Raw genomic sequence first — 16,962 nt, 5'->3', positions numbered from 1 at the left:
TCGGAAGGGGCCCGGAACGTTGCACCGGGGGCGTCGCCGTGCCCGGACGGGCGGCGGGGAGACCGGCGTTGGGCCGGGACGCCTGCGGCTGCGCCGGAAGTCCCGCCGGGCGCGGAGACGCGGGAACGGGCCCGGTGGCAGCCGGGGCGGCAGGGGGGCCGGGTGGACGGCCCGGCCCGTCGGCGTCGGACCGGGGCGCCGCGGGCAGGCCGGCCCCCGGCGCGGCCGCCGGCGGCTCGACGCGGACTCCGGGCCGTGCCTGCGCCGGAGCGGCGTGCGCCGCAGGGGCGTCGGGGCCTACCGGGAGGCCGGTCCCGGCGGGCGCGGGCAGGTGGGGCCGGACGGCCCGCTGGACGGAGGATCCGGCGGCTGCGCCGTCGGGTACCGAAGGGGCGTGAAGACCCCCGACCGGAGCGGCCGGGCTGGACCCGGGCGCGGGCGCCTGGGGCCGGTCGGAGGGCCCGAGAGCGGCGCTGTCCGTCACGGCCGGGGCGTGGCGAGGGGCGGCCGGAGCGGACGCGGCGGATCCGACTGTGGGCGGCTGGGCCCGGACGGCGGGCGCGGTAGCGGGCGGGGTCGCTTCGGGCGTGGACGGGTGGGGCTGGACGGCCCGCTGGACGGAGGGCCCGGCGGCGACGCTCCCGCGCATCGCAGAGGCACGGCGGTCGCCGGGCGGGGTGGGCGCCGGCGCGGGCCGGTGGGGGCGGACGGCCCGCTGGGCGGTGGGTCCGTTGGCGGCGGTGTCGGGGGTTGTGGGGGTGTGGCGGTCGCCGGCAGGAGCGGGCGGATGGGTGCTGAGGGCCCGCTGGCCGGTGCGTCCGTCGGCGGCGGCGTCGTGGGTTGTAGGGGCGCGGCGGTCGCCGGCCCGAGTGGGCGGGGTGGGCGCCGGCGTGGCCGGGTGGGGGCGGACGGCCCGCTGGGCGGTGGGTCCGTTGGTGGTGGTGTCGTGGATCGCAGAGGGGCGGCGGTCGCCGGTCGAAGTGGGTGGGGCGGGTGCCGGCGTGGGCTGGTGGGGGCGCTGGGCCTGCTGGGTGGTGGGTCCGTTGGCGGCGGAGTCCTGGGGTGCAGGGGTGCGGTGGCGGTCGCCGGACCGAGTGGGCGGCGTGAATCCCGGCGTGGCCGGGTGGGGGCCGAGGGTCCGTCGGGCGGTGGGTCCGTTGGTGGTGGTGTCGTGGGGTGTAGGGGTGCGGTGGTTGCCGGTCGGAGTGGCCGGGGCGGGTGTCGGCGTGGCCGGGTGGGGGCCGAGGGTCCGCTGGGCGGTGGTGTCGGGGGGCGTGGAGGTGTGGCGGTCGCCGGGCAGCGCGGGTGGGGTGGGTGCCGGCGTGGGCGGCTGGGGGCGCAGCGACCGCTGGATGGTGGCGTCGGGTATCGCAGGGGTGCGGTGGCCGTTGCCCGGGGCGGGCGGGGTGGGGCCGGGTGTGGACACCGTCGGCCGGACGGGCGTGCCGGGTCCGGAGACCGGCCGCGGGGGGAGCGGTGCGGCTTCCCGCCGGGAGCCGGGCGTTCCACTCGCGCGCGGCCTCCCGCCCGTGGCGAGCGGGTTCGCTTCGGCCGTCGCGGGTGCGGTCGTGCCCTGCGTCGGTGCGGCGGGCGCCGTGCCCTGGAGCGGCGTCGCATGACGCGGGGTGGACGCCGCTTCGGATGCCGAAGGCCCCGGCGCGGCCGGGTCGCCGGGCATGCCGGAGCCGCCCGGCAGGTCGGTGTGCGGGGCGGGGCCTCCGGGCGGGGGAACCGCCCCGCGGCGTACCGGTGCGCCGAGCCCCGTACGCCTCGCGGCCGGATCCGTGCGTTCCGCCGACAGGGGGCGGGCCGGGGCGCTGCGGTCCCGCAGGGCACGGGTGGCCGACGGCTCGGCCGCGGCCGCCGCCGGACGGACGGAGTCGCCCGAGGACGGCGCCGGTGCCGCGGGCGCCTGCGGTGACGGAGCGGACGGGCCGTCGGGCCGGGCGGCGGTGGTGCGCTGGGCCGGGAGCGCGGGGGTCGGCGTGCCGGAGCCGCCCCGGTCGACGCGGGCCGATGGGGCTGCCCGGCCGGCGACGTCCCGCGCCGAGGCCGGAACCGCCGGCGTGGTCGGGCGGGTCGCGGGCAGGGCCCGCTGGACGGCGCCCGGTACGGCAGGTGCCTTGGTCAAGTGCTGCCGGAACGGGGGCGGCACCGGCGGCACGGGCGTCACCCGGACACCGCGGTTCGCCGTCCCCGCCGGTTCCGGCGCAGCAGCCGGCGCCGGGGCCGGCCGCACGGCGCGTGAGCGGGACACCGGTGCCGCAGGAACCCCCGGGACGGGCCGGACGGGCCCGGTTCCCCCGGGTGTACGGGGCGACGCCGGGGCCGGCCGGCCGGAGGGCGGACGCGGCGCCGCGGACGCCGGGGTGACGGGCACCGCCGGCGCCGGCCCGGCGGGCCGGGCCGCGGCGGGTACCGGCGGGGCCCCGGCCGCCGGGGCGGACGGCGTCCGCGCGGGGACCGCCCGCAGCGGCACCACCGGCATGCGCTGCACGGCCGGCGCACCGCCCGGGCGGCCCGACGGCAGGCCCGGGGCGGGCCGTTCGGGCCCCGCGACCGGACGGGCCGCCCCGGTCAGCGCGCCCGAGAGCATGCCGCCGCCCGCCGCCGGGTCCAGGACGGCGGGGGAGGGAGCCCGGGTGAACGACGGGTTCTGCCAGGTCGGCAGCCGCCCGCCGAACGCGGTGTCCGCGACGCCGGCCGGCACCTCGCCCGTGGTCCGCCGCAGCGGCGGCAGGCCGACCCAGCCGGCGAGGGCCACGGGGCCCGCGGAGGGTCCGGGTACGGCGGCCCCGGCGGTCTCCGCCGCCGGCCCGCCCTCCGGAGCCGGGTGGCCGCCCGACGGCGCCGCCCCGCGGTCGTCGTCGCGCCGCCCCCGCAGCCGGTCCAGGAATGCCACCCGCTCAGCCCTCCGTCGCGCCGCGCGTCACGAGGGACGCGATCTGCTCGGTGTACCGGCGCCGGTCCTGGTGCTCCAGGTCCAGGATCGCGTCCGGGCCCCAACGGAAGTGGTAGGCGACGTACGCGATCTCCTCGTGCAGCCGGTCGGTCGCGTACGTCACGATTCCCCCAGGCGGCTCCCGCCGAGTTCCACCTCGAAGGGCTCCGAGCAGTGCGGGCACCGCACGGCCGCGCGGGTGTGGCCCTCCGCGTTGATCTGGCGGTAGAAGTCCTGGAGGAAGGCCAGGTCGGACGCGAACATGTTCTCCACGATCCCGTCGTGCACCATCGGCAGGGTGCCCAGCCGGGTGATGACCCGGCCGAGCAGCACCACCGACAGGTACGCCGGGTTCTCCTGCACGCGCACGTCCCGCAGCGGGACCAGTTCGTCGCGCGCCGTGGACAGCCGCATGACGCCCTCGCGGTGCACGGTGCCCGCGTCGTCGACGTACCCGCGCGGCAGCTCGAACGGGAACTCGGTGCGCAGCGACTGCCGCGGGGCCGGGTCGGCCGGCGGTCCGGCGGGTGCGCGGTCCGGTGCGGCGGCGGGAGCCGAGTGGGGGATCCCGGCCCCCGCCGCCGCGGTCTGGGGTACTGCCTGGGCGGGGGCCTTGGCAGTCGAACGCCGCATTATTCGATGACCAGTTCTTCGAACACGATGGTGACGGTCTCGGTCAGCGCGGCGGCCTCACCGGCCTTCACCGTGCTCGTCTCGATCTTGCTGCACCAGGCGTTGCGCAGGTTGTAGCGCTTCACCGGGTTGTCCTCGAAGTCCATCATGATGATCGAGGCGTTCTTGCGGGCCGTGCTCATCTGGCCCCGGATCGAGTCGTTGATCCACTCCGTGAACGACGTCGACTGCGTCATGCCGCGCACGACGGTGCACTGGCCGTTCTTCTGCACACCGGGCAGCAGCGCGATCTCGGGCCGGCCCTGCGCGCTGTTCTGCTGGTAGGTGATGACGTCCTGTTCGAGGGTGAGACCGCTGATCTCGGCGAGGTACTCGACCATCACCCCGTCGATCTGGAGGCCGAAGTTGTGTGAGGTGAGGGAGTCGCCCTGCTGGAGGCTCATGGGTTCGCTGTCCTTCTGGAGAGGGGAGGGGCACGGGGAGGCGGCGCGGGGCGGAGGCGGGCTCCGCGCCCCGCCGCCCGGCTACTCCTCCAGCTCCCCGTTGCCGCTGGAGAACTGCGCCAGCCGGAAGATCACGAACTCGGCGGGCTTGACCGGGGCGATGCCGATCTCGCAGATGACCCGGCCGAGGTCGACCGACTCCGCGGTGTTCGTCTCCTCGTCGCACTTGACGTAGTACGCCTGCTCGGGGCTCTGCCCGAACAGGGCGCCGCTGCGCCACTCGTTGACCAGGAACGCGGAGACGTTGCGGCGGATCCGCGCCCAGAGGTTGTGGTCGTTCGGCTCGAACACCACCCACTGGGTGCCGATCAGGATCGACTCCTCCAGGTAGTTGAAGTAGCGGCGGACGTTCAGGTAGCGCCACGCCGGGTCGGAGGAGAGGGTGCGGGCGCCCCAGATGCGGATGCCGCGGCCGGGGAAGGCCCGGATGCAGTTGACTCCGATCGGGTTGAGCAGGTCCTGCTCGCCGCGGGTGATCTGGAGTTCGAGGTCGACGGCGCCGCGCACGACCTCGTTGGCCGGGGCCTTGTGCACACCGCGTTCGGAGTCGTTGCGGGCCCAGACGCCGGCGACGTGGCCGCTCGGCGGGACCAGGCGCGACTGGCCGGTCGCCGGGTCGAAGGACTTGATCCAGGGGTAGTACAGGGCCGCGTACTTGGAGTCGTAGTTGGCCGTCTCCTGGCGCCAGACCCGGATGTCGCGGGCGTTCATGCCGGGCGGCGGATCGATGATCGCGACCCGGTCGCCCATCAGCTCGCAGTGCGCGATCAGACCGAGCTGGACCGCCTTGACCGCCTCCAGGTCGATGGCGCCGCGCTGGTAGGCGGCCATCAGGTCGGGCACGGCGACCATGGAGATCTCGTCGACGGCCTCCAGGCCGCCGAAGCCCGTGCGGTCGGCGGAGTCGCCGAGGTACTGCGCCGGGCCGGGGTGGGCGTCCTCGCCGCGGGCGGCCGGTACGGCCGGCCCGGCGGGCGCGGCCGGCGGCGCGGGCAGGGCCACGGTCTGGTTCTCCGGGCGGGCCAGCTGCGCGGCCGGGGCGGCCTCGGTCACGGCGATCAGCCGGGAACGCTCCTTGACCTGCGTGACGACGTACGAACGGCTGCCCTTCTTCGCCGTCACGTCGAAGGTCTCCACCGGGGTGTCGCCGTCCTTGACGATCAGCCGGAAGCGTTCGGCGGGGCCCTCGCCCTCGGCGTCGGCGACCTCGACGGACAGCGGGCCGGAGCCGCCCTCCGCGGTGGCGGTCACGGCGAAGGTGCCCAGCCGGCGGGGCTCGGCGGCGGGCAGCGCGGCCGGCGCGGCCCCGCCGGTGACCGCGGCGGGCGCGGACGCCCGGCCCTGGCCGCCGGCGTCCTCGGCGGAGCCGCCGACGCGCACCACGTACGCCGTGGAACCGCCGTTGTTGAAGAACCCGTAGACCGAGTGCGCGAGGTAGTAGCCGTCGGTGAAGTCGCCGAAGGCCGCGACGTACTGGGTCCAGTTGGTCACCAGCGTGGGCTCGTTCAGCGGGCCGGTCGGCGCCAGACCGACGAAGGCGGCCACCGACGTGCCGACTCCCTCGATCGGGCGCGAACCGCTCGCCACCTCCTCGACGTAGACGCCGGGCGACAGATAGGACGGCATGCTCTGCTCTCCTCGGATACGAGACAGGACACCTCCACCCTGACGCGCGCACCGGACCCGCCGAAACGTCCCCCGGTACCCGACCGGGGGCACCCCCGTTGCCCCCGCCGCTGCCCGCGGGGGCAGATCCGCGACGTCCGCCGACGGGCCCCGGCGGCGGGGGCGGCCCAGGCTGCCCCGGGGTCTGCCCTCCGGGACCTGTCGGGCGGGCGCGGCGCCGGGTAAGGCTGGACGGCCAGCGTCCGGACAGTCGAGAGGGAGCGTCATGCGCGCGCACGGTCAGCGGAACCCGTCGTCGGACGAACGGGACACCCCCCGCCGGACGGTGCCGCCGAGCGCGCCGGTCCAGCGGCTGCTGGACCTCAACCAGGCGGCGGGGAACGCGGCCGTGGCCCGCGCCATGGAGGAGCGGCGGCACCGGCACGGCCCGGGCTGCGGCCACCCGGAGCCGGCCGTCCAGCGCCGTGAGGCCGTACACCACGACCACGGCCACGACCACGGCCACGAGGGGGCGCAGGAGACCGGGCCCGCGTCGAAACTCGCCCTCCTGCGGTCCGCGCTCGCCACGCCGAGCAGCCCCCTCCCCGACCCGTTCCTCAGCAGGGCGAAGACGTTCTACCGCAACGACGGCCTGGGCGCCGGGCGCGTCCACGACAACCCGATGGCCCAGCGCGCCGCCGCGGAGCTCGGTGCCCACGCGGTGACCGTCGGCAGCCACATCCTGCTCGGCCCCGGAGCGGCCGGCAACACCGAGATCCTCGCCCACGAGGCCAGCCACCTCGACAAGAACCTCCGGGGCATTCCCGAGACGGGCCACGACCACGGCAGCGGCATGGTCGTGACCGACCCCGGGCAGGGCTCCGAGCGCGCGGCGACGGCCGACGGCGCCGCCTTCACGGCCGGACGCGCGACCGCCCCCTCCGTGGCCCAGCGGGCCCCCGTCGAGGGGACGCAGGACACGGACGGACAGCCGCGGGAGGAGACAGCCGCGGCCGCCCCCGGCGCCGAGGCCGTCCAGCGCACGCTCTGGGAGTACGAGCCCGGCGGCAGTTACACGGACGCCGTCGACGGGCAGGGGACCCGCTGGCGCAACCGCGACGACGCGCGGGACATCCGCACCTCCGCCCAGGTGGGAGTGCCCGCCGGCATCACACCACGGCAGGCGGACGTGTACGACGACGCGACGGGCGAGTTCTACAGCAGCGGCAACGCGGTCTTCTCCCGCAAGGGCGCCATCCCGGAGCGCGAACAGCGCGAGCGCGAGTCGGCGGCCCGCCGCGAACTGGTCACCGCCAAGCGGTACATCGCCTCGGCCCTCGCCCTGCTGGGGACCGCGGCGGACGGCCCGGGCGGCGCGCTCCTGGCCGGGCTGCGCTCCGGCTTCCCCGCGTTCCGGGCCATGACGCCCCGGCAGATCGCGGCCTTCCTGCCCCACATCGCCGAGGTCGTCCACCGCATCAAGGCCGGCCTGGACGCCCAGGGCGCACAGATCGCCCTGGTCGGCGAAGGGGTCGCTCCCCCCTCCGTCATGGGCTGGGTCGACTGGCCGCTGGCGGAGAAGCTCATGCCGCATCCGCAGAAGAGCGAGCAACTGCCGCCCATGGACACGGCCCGCTCCGGTCCGATCCACCTCACGAAGCAGGGCCAGATCGCCTGGTACTTCGTCCACGAGGCCACCCACCGGTTCGCCGGCACCCTCGACTACCAGTACAGCCCGCGCGACGCGGAGCTGACCCAGGACACCGTCGTCGACGACCTGACGCGCGACTTCCCCGAAGAGGCCGCCCGGCAGGAGCAGAGCAACCTCGGCAAGCGCGCCCTGCGCGCCCCGGCCGAGTACAGCGGCAGGAACGACGACGGGAACCGGCAGCCCAACTGGTACGCGATGGGACGGCGCGCCCTGATGAACGCCGACTCCTACGCCCAGTTCATCCTGATCACCAACGGCGCCCGCGACCCCCGCCGCTGACGGGGCGGCGGGTCCGCCGGGGCAACGGGTCTGCCCCCGAGGCTCCTGCCCGCGGGCGCGGGCCCGGTTAGCGTGCCGGGGGTGAGCCTCTGGACTTCCCTGGAACCCGCCTCCGCCACCGTCGACCCCGGCAGCAGCACGCGCGTGCGCCTGCGGGTGCGCAACACCGGCGACGTGGTGGACGAATACCGTTTCGAACCCGTCGGCGACGTGGCGCCCTGGACCACCGTGGAGCCGGCGACCCTGCGCCTGTACCCGGGCACGACCGGCACGGTCGAGCTGACCTTCGCACCGCCGCGGACCCCCGACGCCACCGCCGGCCCCAACCCGTACGCGGTACGGATCACGCCCACCGAACACCCCGAAGCCGTGACGGTTCCGGAGGGGAACCTGACGATCACCCCGTTCACCGAGGTGCGCGCGGAACTGGTTCCGCCGACCGTCAAGGGCCGCTTCCGCGGACGCCCCAGGCTGGCCGTCGACAACCTCGGCAACACCAAGGTGACGGCATCGGTCGCGGGCAGCGACAACGGCGACCACCTCGCCTACGAGATCCGCCCGGGGAACGTCCAGATCGAACCCGGCCGGGCCGCGTTCGTCGACACGACCCTGCGGCCCCGGCGGATCATCTGGTTCGGCTCCAAGGAGGAGCGGCCGTACACCCTCGCGGTGCGCCGCTCCGCCGCCGAGCCGCTGGAGGTCGAGGGGACCTACGTCCAGCGCGGGTTCCTGCCGCGCTGGCTGGCCACGTTCTCCGGCCTCCTCCTGGCCCTGGCCCTCGCCTTCGTCATGGTCTGGATCTCCTACAAGCCCCAGCTGCGCAGCGCGGCCACCGAGGCCACCGAGCAGGCGGGCGCCGTCCTGCCCCCCGCCCCGCCGCTGTCCGCACCGCCCCCGCCGCCGAGCCCGGAACCCTCGTCGGCCAAGAGCGAGAAGCCCAAGGACGACGACGACGGCGGCGGCGGGGACGAGAAGCCCGCGAAGCCGGCGGGACCGGCGCCCGTCGTCCCGGCGGAGAAGGTCCTGCTGCGCAACGCGGCGACCCGTATGTGCGCCGATCTGCCGGGCAACGACAAGGGCCGGATCAACCTGGCCGTGCAGCAGGCCGGCTGCGTGGGCAGCGAGACGGACAACCAGCTCTGGAACCTCGAGGTCAAGTACCCCGACCTCGGCCCCGGCGGCACCCCGCTCTTCCAGATCCGCAACGTCAAGGACCAGTTCTGCATGGACCTCGGCGAGTACGGCGCCCGTCCCGTGGGCACCGGCATCGGCGAGTTCCACTGCATCGGCACCACCGCCGACAACCAGCTGTGGTGGATCGACAAGCAGGACAGCGGCGACTACTGGATCCGCAACTACGCCAGCAACAACAAGTGCCTGAACGTCAACGGCGGTGCGAACGTCGACGACAAGCTGAACATCTCCGACTGCACCAACACCGGCAACCAGGAGTGGAAGATCGTCCACCCCAAGACCGGCTGAGACGACCGGCCCGCGGGGGCGGCCGGCGGATCACCAGGTCCCCTCGCCCGGCACCAGCCGCCCCGCCTTGCGGTACTCCCGCCGCGCCCCCTCCAGGAGGTCCTGTGCCGTCACCTCGCCGCCGCGCCCGGCGGCGAGGTAGGCGGCGGTCACCACCGCGCTGCGGATGGAACCGCCGGCCAGTTCGAAGTCCCGCGCCAGCGCGGCCGGATCGAGGCCCTCGACGGACGGCACGTGCGCCAGCCCGTGCCGCCACAGGGCCAGGCGCTGCCCGGGGTCCGGAAACGGGAAGTCGACCACCAGGTCCAGCCGCCGGGTGAACGCCTCGTCGATGTTCGCACGGAGGTTGGTGGTGAGCAGCGCGATGCCGTCGAACGACTCCAGCCGCTGGAGCAGGTAGGAGCTCTCCATGTTGGCGTAGCGGTCGTGCGCGCCCTTGACCTCGGAGCGCTTGCCGAAGACGGCGTCGGCCTCGTCGAAGAGCAGCACGGCGTCGGTGCGGTCCGCCTCCGTGAAGATCCGCTCCAGGTTCTTCTCGGTCTCGCCGACGTACTTGTCCACGACCGACGACAGCTGGACCACGTAGAGGTCGAGTCCGAGGTCGGCCGCGACGACCTCCGCCGACAGCGTCTTGCCCGTGCCGGAGTCCCCGGCGAAGAGGCCGAGGACGCCCCGGCCGCGCCCGCCGCCCGCGCTCAGGCGCCAGTCGCCGAGCACGCGGTCGCGGTGGCGGGCCCGCAGCGCCAGCTCGCGCAGCTGCTCCAGGGGTCCCTCGGGCAGGACCAGGTCGTCCCAGTCCACGGCCGGCCGGATCCGCCGGGTATGTCCCTCCAACCCGGAGGCCGACTGGCCGTGCGCGCCGCTGCGCACGTGGGCGGCGGTCAGCGGACCGCCGTCGAAGGCGGCCAGCGCGCGCGCGGCCCGCGCGGCCCGCCGCGCCCGGTCCCCGCCGAGGCGGTACGGGGCGACGGTCGCGGCGAGGTCGAAGCCGTCGGCGTCCGCGCCCAGCGCGGCCCGCCAGGCGGCCGTATCGCCGTCACGGCGCTCCGGCGCGTCCAGGACCAGGGGGTCCTCCGGGCACCAGTAGGGATCGTACGGGCGGGGATCGGCCATCAGCACGGTCACGTCGGGCGCCGCGCCGAGCGCCCGCACCAGCGGCCCGGGCTGCTCGGGAAGCGCCGGCACGACGACGGCCCGGCCGCTGAGACGGGCCTCGCGCAGCAGCGCGGCGACCTGCTCGCCGGGTTCGGCGCAGCACAGCCCGTCCAGGCCCGCGGCCCGCAGCGCGGCGGCGTACGCGGCCAGGCCGTCGCCCCCGCGCCGCTCCCGCAGGTAGACGGTGGCGCGGCCGGACGCCAGGAGCGCCGCGAGCCGGTCGGTGAACCCGTCGGCGGCGGGGCCGGAAGGCAGCGGTTCCGGCAACGGGCGCAGCAGGCCGAGCAGCGCGGCGTCGGGGGTGTCGTCGCCCAGGAGGTGCCCGATCAGGCGGTCGGGCACGCGCAGCGCACGCGTCAGGAAGGGGCGTTCGGGCTCGTCGACCTCCAGCAGGCCCAGCGCCAGGAGGGGCGCCCCGGCATGCAGCCGGGCCCGGGCGGCGGCCGACTGCGCCGACGCCCCGCACAGGTCGAGGGCCAGGCCGACGGTGGCCCGGCGCCTGCTCACGTCGTCGTTGAGGTAGCCGTAGAGGGGTTCGAAGGTCCGGTCGACGTCGGGGGCGAGGGCGACGAGCAGGACGGCGACGTCGAGTGCGTTCAGGCCCGCGCTCCCGGCCAGCCGGGCCAGCCGGTCGCCCGGGGCGGCCTCCTCGCCGGCGCCGCCCGGGGGACCGTCCGCCGCCTCGGGCCGCCTGCCGAGGAGATGGCGCACCGCCTCCTGCGACAGGTAGAGGCCGCGCAGCGGGTCGTCCGCCGTGGGATCGCCGACGGAACGCCCCTCCACCAGCGCGGACACCCGCCCGCGCAGCGCGTCGAGACGGGCGAGCAGCGCGCGGGCGCCGTCGGTGACGGCCGCCTGCGGCCCGGGATCCGACGCCGGCACGGCGGACGGGGCGCTCACCGGGCGTCCGGGCGGCGGGAGGGCTCCTGGCCGAGGTCCGCCTCCTGGCGGGAGGCCCGGGCCCTCCGGGCGGCGGCCACCTGGCGGGGCCGGTGCGAACGGCCCTCGGACACCGCCGGGTCGCCGTCCAGGCCGCCCACCCGGACGGTGGCGCCCTCGGTGACCGGCGGCCCCGCGTCGTACTCCGGGAAGGCCGGGAACGGCACCGTCACCACCAGGTCGAGGGACGGCTTCAGCTCGCCGCCCAGCGCGGACCAGATCTCGGCGAGCGACCGCGACTGCGCCTCCCCGCCGGCCACCGTCAGCGGCACGGACAGCCCCAGCGCCCGCAGCGGGAGCGGCAGTTCGTCCGGAGCCAGCAGCTCGCGGGGCAGCAGCGTCGCGAGGGCGGCGGACAGCAGCCGGTGCTCGTCCTGCGGCGTCTTCGTCCACGCCGTCACCAGGTACGACAGCCGGAACCAGCGCGGCGGCCGGCGCCGCCGCACGACCACGTCGCGCTCGTCGCGCACCGCCATGTGGCCGCGCCGGCGCAGCGCCGCGTCCTCCCGGATGTCGTACAGGTAGGCGTTGACCACCGGCGCGTTGCGCCGGGCCGCCCACTCGCGGGTCGGCGCCTCGAAGGACACCTCGATGCCCGACCCGGCCAGCGCGCCGCCGCCGAGGAGGCCCTTGAGTGTCTCGTCCACCTCGTGGATCACGCCCGCGCTCCCGCCCTGCCCGCACGGCGCCGGACGGCCCGGCCCGTATCCCTCCACCGATCGTGCCCCGCGCCGCCGCCCGGGCCGCAGGGGCACGGGGGACGGCGTCCGGGCAGTGCGCCCTGCCCTCGCGGACGCGTGGAGCCCCTTTCGTGTGCCCGGACGGTCAGATGTAGCCTTCCCGAAGGGCGAAGGCCACGGCGTGTGCGCGATTGCGCAGGTGGAGCCGTGTGGTGAGTCCGTGCATGACGTTCTTGACGGTCCGTTCGGAGTAGGACAGCTTGCCCGCGATCTCACCGGTGTCGAGGCCCTCGGAGACCAGGCGCAGGACGTCCACCTCCCGCGGCGTGAGCCCGAGGACCGGGCCGCCGGAGCGGCCCGCCGCGCTCCGGTGCAGCGTGCCCACCTGGTGGATGAGCCGGCCGAGCAGGTCGGCGGGCAGGTCGCCGTCGCCGCGGGACGCGGCCAGCACCGCCTGCACCAGCCGCTCGGCGGTGGCCTCGCGGCGCCAGACGATGGCGGCGACACCGCACTCCACCACGTCCAGCAGCTCGTTCTCGCGCATCGCGCCCACCACGAGCACGGCGCGCGCCCCCTCGCTGCGCACGATCCGGCGCAGCCTGGTCAGGACCGCCTCGTCGAGGGCGTCCTCCACGAGCAGGGCCACGGTGCCCGGGCCGGACTCCTCGCGCAGTTCGATCCCGGGGTGTCTGCGCAACTGGCTGACCGCGCCCTCACGGCTGATCGGGTCCGAGGCGGACACCGCCACGGGGACGCGCCGGTCCGCGGAGCCGGCGCTCCGGCCGGCGGCGGAAGAGGACGTGATCATGGTCCGGGATGTGCTGAGCAACCGATTCCCCTGTTCAGCGGCCCTCCGCGGAGCGCGGGCCGGTAGCCGATGAGCTCCCTCCACCCTTCTGCGGGCCCCGCGCGGACCGCAATCGTGGAGCACCACGGGGCACACCACGAGGCTGCGGGGGCGACCACCACGAGACCGGCCGGATCGCCGCAGGTCACCGAGGGTCCCGGGGCGGCCGGGCAGGCCGGGGGAGCGGCAGTGAGGTACGCCACTCCACAGCACCCCGGCCGGGATCACGTCGTCTCACCCGGGGTGAGGCACACCGACCGCCGCAGGAGGCACTGATGACCGGACCGCTCCGCGAACGCGACGGCGTCCGCGCCCTGCTGGCGGCCGAGTCGGAGCGGGCGCGCTCAGGATCCGGCGGACTGGTGCTGCTCCGGGGAGCCACCGGCACCGGCCGCACCTCCGTGCTGGAGGCGGCCGTCCGGGACGCCGAGGACCGGGGGCTGAGGGTGCTGCGGGCGCGGTGCTCGCAGGAGGACACCGGGGTGCCGTTCGCCACCGTGCTGCAACTCCTGGGACCCGTACCGGACTTCACGGACATCACGCCCGACGGCGACGACCGCGGCAGCGCCGCCCGCCTGTGGCGGCTGCTGCGCGCCTACGCCGACGCGGGCCCGCTGCTGCTGGCGGTCGACGACGTCCACCTGGCCGACGCCCCGTCACGCCAGTGGCTGCGGGAGGCCGCGCGCCGCATCGACCGATTACCGGTCCTGCTGGTCGTGGCCGAACGCAGCCAGTACGACGTCCTCGCCCGCGACGACGGGCTCGCGCGGTCCCTGCCCCCGTCCCTCGTCCGCACCCACACGATCGACCCGCTCGGCGACGCGTCGGCCGCGGAACTCGTCCGCGCCGCCTGGCCCGGGGCCGGCCCCGACCGGACCGCGGAGTTCGTCCGGGCCGGGGCGGGCCACCCGCTGCTGCTCGACGCCCTGATCGACGACCTCGGCGGCGGTGTGCGAGCCGCCCGCTCCTCGGCGGACGCGGTCCCGCCGCTGCCGGACACCTGCGCCGCGCTCTATCCCGGAAGCTATCCGGCGGCCGTCTCGTGGTGGCTGGACAGCGCGGGCACGGCCACGGCCGAGGTGGCCCGCTGCCTGGCGGCCCTGGAGGAGGCCTGGCCCGACGGTCCGCAGGAGCGACCCCCCGCGGTCCCCGGCGGCACGGCGGCCCCGCAGGCCGCCGAGAAGGTGACTTCGGGTGTGGCCCCGGCCGTGGCTTCGGGGGTGGCTTCGGACGGTGCTCCGGGCGTGGCCCCGGGGGTGGCTTCGGACGGTGCTCCGGGCGTGGCCCTGGGTGTGGCCCCGGCCGTGGCTTCGGACGTGGCCCCGGGCGTGGCCCCGGGCGTGGCCCCGGGCGTGGCCCCGGCCGTGGCTTCGGGCGTGGCTTCGGGCGTGGACCCGGACGCGGCCCCGGGCGTGGTCCCGGGCGTCGCCGCGGCGGTGGCCGCGGACGTGGCCGCGGTGCTCGCCCGGGCGGCCCGGGCCGACCCCGCACGGGTCGCGGGCTGGCTCACCGCGATGACCCGCATCGGAATCCTGCGCCCGGACCCCGCCGGTCGGCCCCGCTTCGCCCACCGGCTGCTCAGGGACGCCGTGCTGACCGGCTGGCCGACGGTACGGCGGGAGGCCGCGCACCGGGCGGCGGCGGAGACGATGCTGCGGCGCGGCGACCCGGTCGAGGCGGTCGCCGCCCACCTGCTGCGCGCGCCCGGCATCGGCCTGCCCTGGGCCCTGCGGGTGCTGCGCGACGCGGCGACGGTCGCGGTCCACGACGCCCGCCCCGGCGACGCCGCCGGCTACCTGCGCCGCGCCCTGGACGAACCGCTCTCCGACGACCGGCGCCAGCGGCTGCTGACCGAGCTCGGCTCCCTGGAGTACGCCTCGGCCGGCGGCGCGGTGGCGATCGCCCGCCTGGCGGAGGCACAGCACCTGCCCGCCGCCCCCCGCGACCGGGTGCGCGCGGCCGTCGCCCTCGGCACGGCCCTGGTCGGCCGCGGCGAGGTCGCCACCGCACTGGAGGTGCTGCGGCGCACCGAGGGCAGCCTCGACGGGCACCCGGGCCTGACCCGCACCGTGCGGACCGCCACCGCCCTGCTGTCCGACGCCGACCTCGCGACCCGGCAGGAGACCTACCGCAGGCTCACCGAGAGCGGCGAGCGCACGCCCGAACGCGTCGGCACCGCCGGACGGGCCCTGCTGGTGCGCTACGAGGCGACCGCCGGGCTGATCTCGGCCGGCGAGGCCATGACCCGCGTCCGGGCCCTGCTCGCACAGCCCTCCGACCCGCTGGCCGAGCCGTTCCTGCTGGGGACGGCCGCGGCGGTGGCCGAATGGGCCGGCGAACTCGACGAGGCCGACCGGCTCGTGGACCGCGGCCTCGTCGGCCAGCACCCCGGCCTGCTCCACCCCATGGAGGACGCGCTGCTCAACACCCGCGCCGACATCGCCGCGGCCCGCGGCGACATCGCCCGGCTGATCGCCGTCCGCGACGACGGCGCGGCCGTCGCCGCCCAGGCCCACAGCGGACCGTCCAACCGGGACGCCCACGTGCTGATGGCCCTCGTCCACACGGGGCGCGCCGAGGAGGCCCGACGGCTCGCCGACGCCTTCGACCTCGGCCGCGCCCCCGAATCCTGGGAGTTGAACCGCTTCCTCTACGCGCGGGGAGTGCAGCGCCTGGCCGCCGGCGACCCGGCGGCCGCGCTCCACGACTTCCTGGAGTGCGGCCGGCGCCAGACCGCCCGGGAGGTGCTCAGTCCGATCGTCACCCCCTGGCGGACGGCGGTGGCCCAGTGCCGCCTCGCCCTCGGCGGCGGCCAGGAGGCACTGGCCCTGGCCGCCGAGGAGCTGCGGCTGGCCCGGGTGTGGAACACCCCGCGCACGGTGGGGCGCGCGTTGCGCGTCCTCGGTGCGGTGACCGGCGGCCGGCACGGCCTGGAGCTCGCCGAGGAGGCGGTCGAGACCCTCAGGGGAGCGCCCGCCGACGCCGGCATGGAGCTGGTCGAGGCCCTCCTCGCCCAGGGCCGCCAGCTCCTCGCCGCGGGCGAACGCGGACGCGCCCGCGACCGCCTGCGCGAGGCGGCGGACCTGGCCGAACGCCGGGGCGGGCTGCGGCTGCTCGCGCTGGCCGAGCAGGCCCTCCGCGAGGGCGGCGCCCGCGTCCCGGCGGCGGCCCGGACCGGCTCGGGAGCGCTGACCGGCAGCGAGCGCCGCATCGCGGAACTGGCGGCGGCGGGACGGACGAACACCGAGATCGCCGATCTCCTGCACGTGGCCCGCCGCACCGTGGAGACCCACCTGACGAGCACCTACCGGAAACTGGGCATACGCCGCAGGTCGGAACTGGCCGCCACCCTCGGCACCGACCGGCACACCGCCGCCGGCGATCCCGAACGGGGCCCTGACGCAAGAAACTTGCGGGGCCCCGGCACCGGAAGACAATGACGGAGGACAAGATCCGATTTCGATTCGAACACCGGGGGACGCATGCACATCGGGGTCTACCTCGCCCACCCGCGCCCGGGCAGCTTCAACCACGCGGTGTTCCACGCCGTGGTGGAGGAGCTGCGCGGACGCGGCGCCGACGTGTCGGCCCACGACCTCTGCGCCGAGGGGTTCGATCCCCTGCTGTCGGCCGGCGAGACGGGGACGGTCGAGGAGGCCGCACGCGCCCAGGACGCGCAGGTCGCGCTCCACCGGGCCCGGGTGGCCGCCCTGGACGCCCTGGTGTTCGTCCACCCGAACTGGTGGGGGATGCCGCCCGCCGTCCTGACGGGCTGGGTGCAGCGGGTCCTGGTGCCCGGCGTGGCCTACAAGCTGGGAACCGCGCAGGGGGAGCCCGCCGGGCTCCTCGGGGCGGGGAAGGCCCTCGTGCTGAACACCTCCGACACTCCCGCGGCCCGCGAGGAGAGCGAGTTCGGCGACCCCCTGCACAGCATCTGGTCGGCGTGCGTCCTGCCCTACGTGGGCATCCGGGACGTACGCCGGGTGGTCTTCCGGACGGTCGGCGACTCGACCGGCGGGGAACGCGAGGCCTGGCTGGACCGCGCCCGCCGGGAGGCGGCCGCCCTCCTGGACTGAAGGGCGCCCGACACCCGGGCGGACGACCCGCGGGCCTCCCCGTATGACGAAAACAGGGGCGAACCGTCACGCGTAGGGCGGAGTTCACGGCTGCGTCGCCCGGGTCCGGGT

Annotated in this window: 11 protein-coding genes; 4 read left to right on the top strand and 7 right to left on the bottom strand. The window is 76.5% G+C overall.

The features are described from left to right. Positions 1–2,906 precede the first annotated feature (2,906 nt). The 4 genes from ACIRBY_RS04605 to ACIRBY_RS04590 form a co-directional block, all read right to left on the bottom strand. Entirely contained in the window at positions 2,907–3,065 is a 159-nt protein-coding gene (locus tag ACIRBY_RS04605) for a DUF6760 family protein (RefSeq protein ID WP_403896051.1), read from the bottom strand. Further along, entirely contained in the window at positions 3,062–3,574 is a 513-nt protein-coding gene (locus tag ACIRBY_RS04600; protein ID WP_403896048.1) for a hypothetical protein, read from the bottom strand. Before ACIRBY_RS04600 ends, ACIRBY_RS04605 begins: the two co-directional genes overlap by 4 nt. Beyond that, positions 3,574–4,017 (bottom strand): phage tail protein, encoded by a 444-nt coding sequence (locus ACIRBY_RS04595; RefSeq protein WP_366449579.1) that lies wholly within the window; start codon positions 4,015–4,017, stop codon positions 3,574–3,576. The genes ACIRBY_RS04600 and ACIRBY_RS04595 overlap by 1 nt, the downstream gene beginning before the upstream one ends. A gap of 81 nt (positions 4,018–4,098) precedes the next feature. Beyond that, on the bottom strand, positions 4,099–5,703 hold the full coding sequence (locus ACIRBY_RS04590; RefSeq protein ID WP_403896045.1) for a phage tail sheath family protein: 1,605 nt from the start codon (positions 5,701–5,703) through the stop codon (positions 4,099–4,101). A gap of 265 nt (positions 5,704–5,968) precedes the next feature. Between ACIRBY_RS04590 and ACIRBY_RS04585 the strand changes: the two genes are divergently transcribed. Both ACIRBY_RS04585 and ACIRBY_RS04580 read left to right on the top strand, forming a co-directional pair. Beyond that, positions 5,969–7,672 (top strand): DUF4157 domain-containing protein, encoded by a 1,704-nt coding sequence (locus tag ACIRBY_RS04585; RefSeq protein WP_403896042.1) that lies wholly within the window; start codon positions 5,969–5,971, stop codon positions 7,670–7,672. An 81-nt stretch (positions 7,673–7,753) separates the two neighbouring features. After that, complete coding sequence (locus ACIRBY_RS04580) at positions 7,754–9,154, top strand: RICIN domain-containing protein (protein WP_403896039.1); 1,401 nt, start codon at positions 7,754–7,756, stop codon at positions 9,152–9,154. Positions 9,155–9,184: 30 nt separating this feature from the next. Here ACIRBY_RS04580 and ACIRBY_RS04575 read toward each other — a convergent pair whose 3' ends face one another. The 3 genes from ACIRBY_RS04575 to ACIRBY_RS04565 all read right to left on the bottom strand — a co-directional run bounded on the left by ACIRBY_RS04575 (position 9,185) and on the right by ACIRBY_RS04565 (position 12,736). Then, the gene (locus tag ACIRBY_RS04575; RefSeq protein ID WP_403896036.1) at positions 9,185–11,209 is read right to left on the bottom strand and encodes an ATP-binding protein; all 2,025 of its coding nucleotides are present in this window, start codon (positions 11,207–11,209) and stop codon (positions 9,185–9,187) included. Further along, positions 11,206–11,907, bottom strand: coding sequence for a DUF4255 domain-containing protein (locus ACIRBY_RS04570; protein ID WP_403896033.1), 702 nt, complete (start codon positions 11,905–11,907; stop codon positions 11,206–11,208). The genes ACIRBY_RS04575 and ACIRBY_RS04570 overlap by 4 nt, the downstream gene beginning before the upstream one ends. 166 nt (positions 11,908–12,073) lie before the next feature. Beyond that, positions 12,074–12,736, bottom strand: coding sequence for a LuxR C-terminal-related transcriptional regulator (locus ACIRBY_RS04565; protein ID WP_403896031.1), 663 nt, complete (start codon positions 12,734–12,736; stop codon positions 12,074–12,076). A gap of 314 nt (positions 12,737–13,050) precedes the next feature. On the opposite strand from ACIRBY_RS04565, the gene ACIRBY_RS04560 reads away from it, so the two are divergent. Then, complete coding sequence (locus ACIRBY_RS04560) at positions 13,051–16,215, top strand: AAA family ATPase (protein WP_403896028.1); 3,165 nt, start codon at positions 13,051–13,053, stop codon at positions 16,213–16,215. A 42-nt stretch (positions 16,216–16,257) separates the two neighbouring features. Beyond that, on the top strand, positions 16,258–16,851 hold the full coding sequence (locus tag ACIRBY_RS04555) for an NAD(P)H-dependent oxidoreductase (RefSeq protein WP_403896025.1): 594 nt from the start codon (positions 16,258–16,260) through the stop codon (positions 16,849–16,851). Positions 16,852–16,962: the final 111 nt, after the last annotated feature.

Source organism: Streptomyces sp. NPDC096136, assembly GCF_044763325.1.
Taxonomy (GTDB): Bacteria; Actinomycetota; Actinomycetes; order Streptomycetales; family Streptomycetaceae; genus Streptomyces.
Note: the sequence above shows the minus strand (reverse complement) of the source record. Positions and strands in the feature narration are given on the sequence as shown.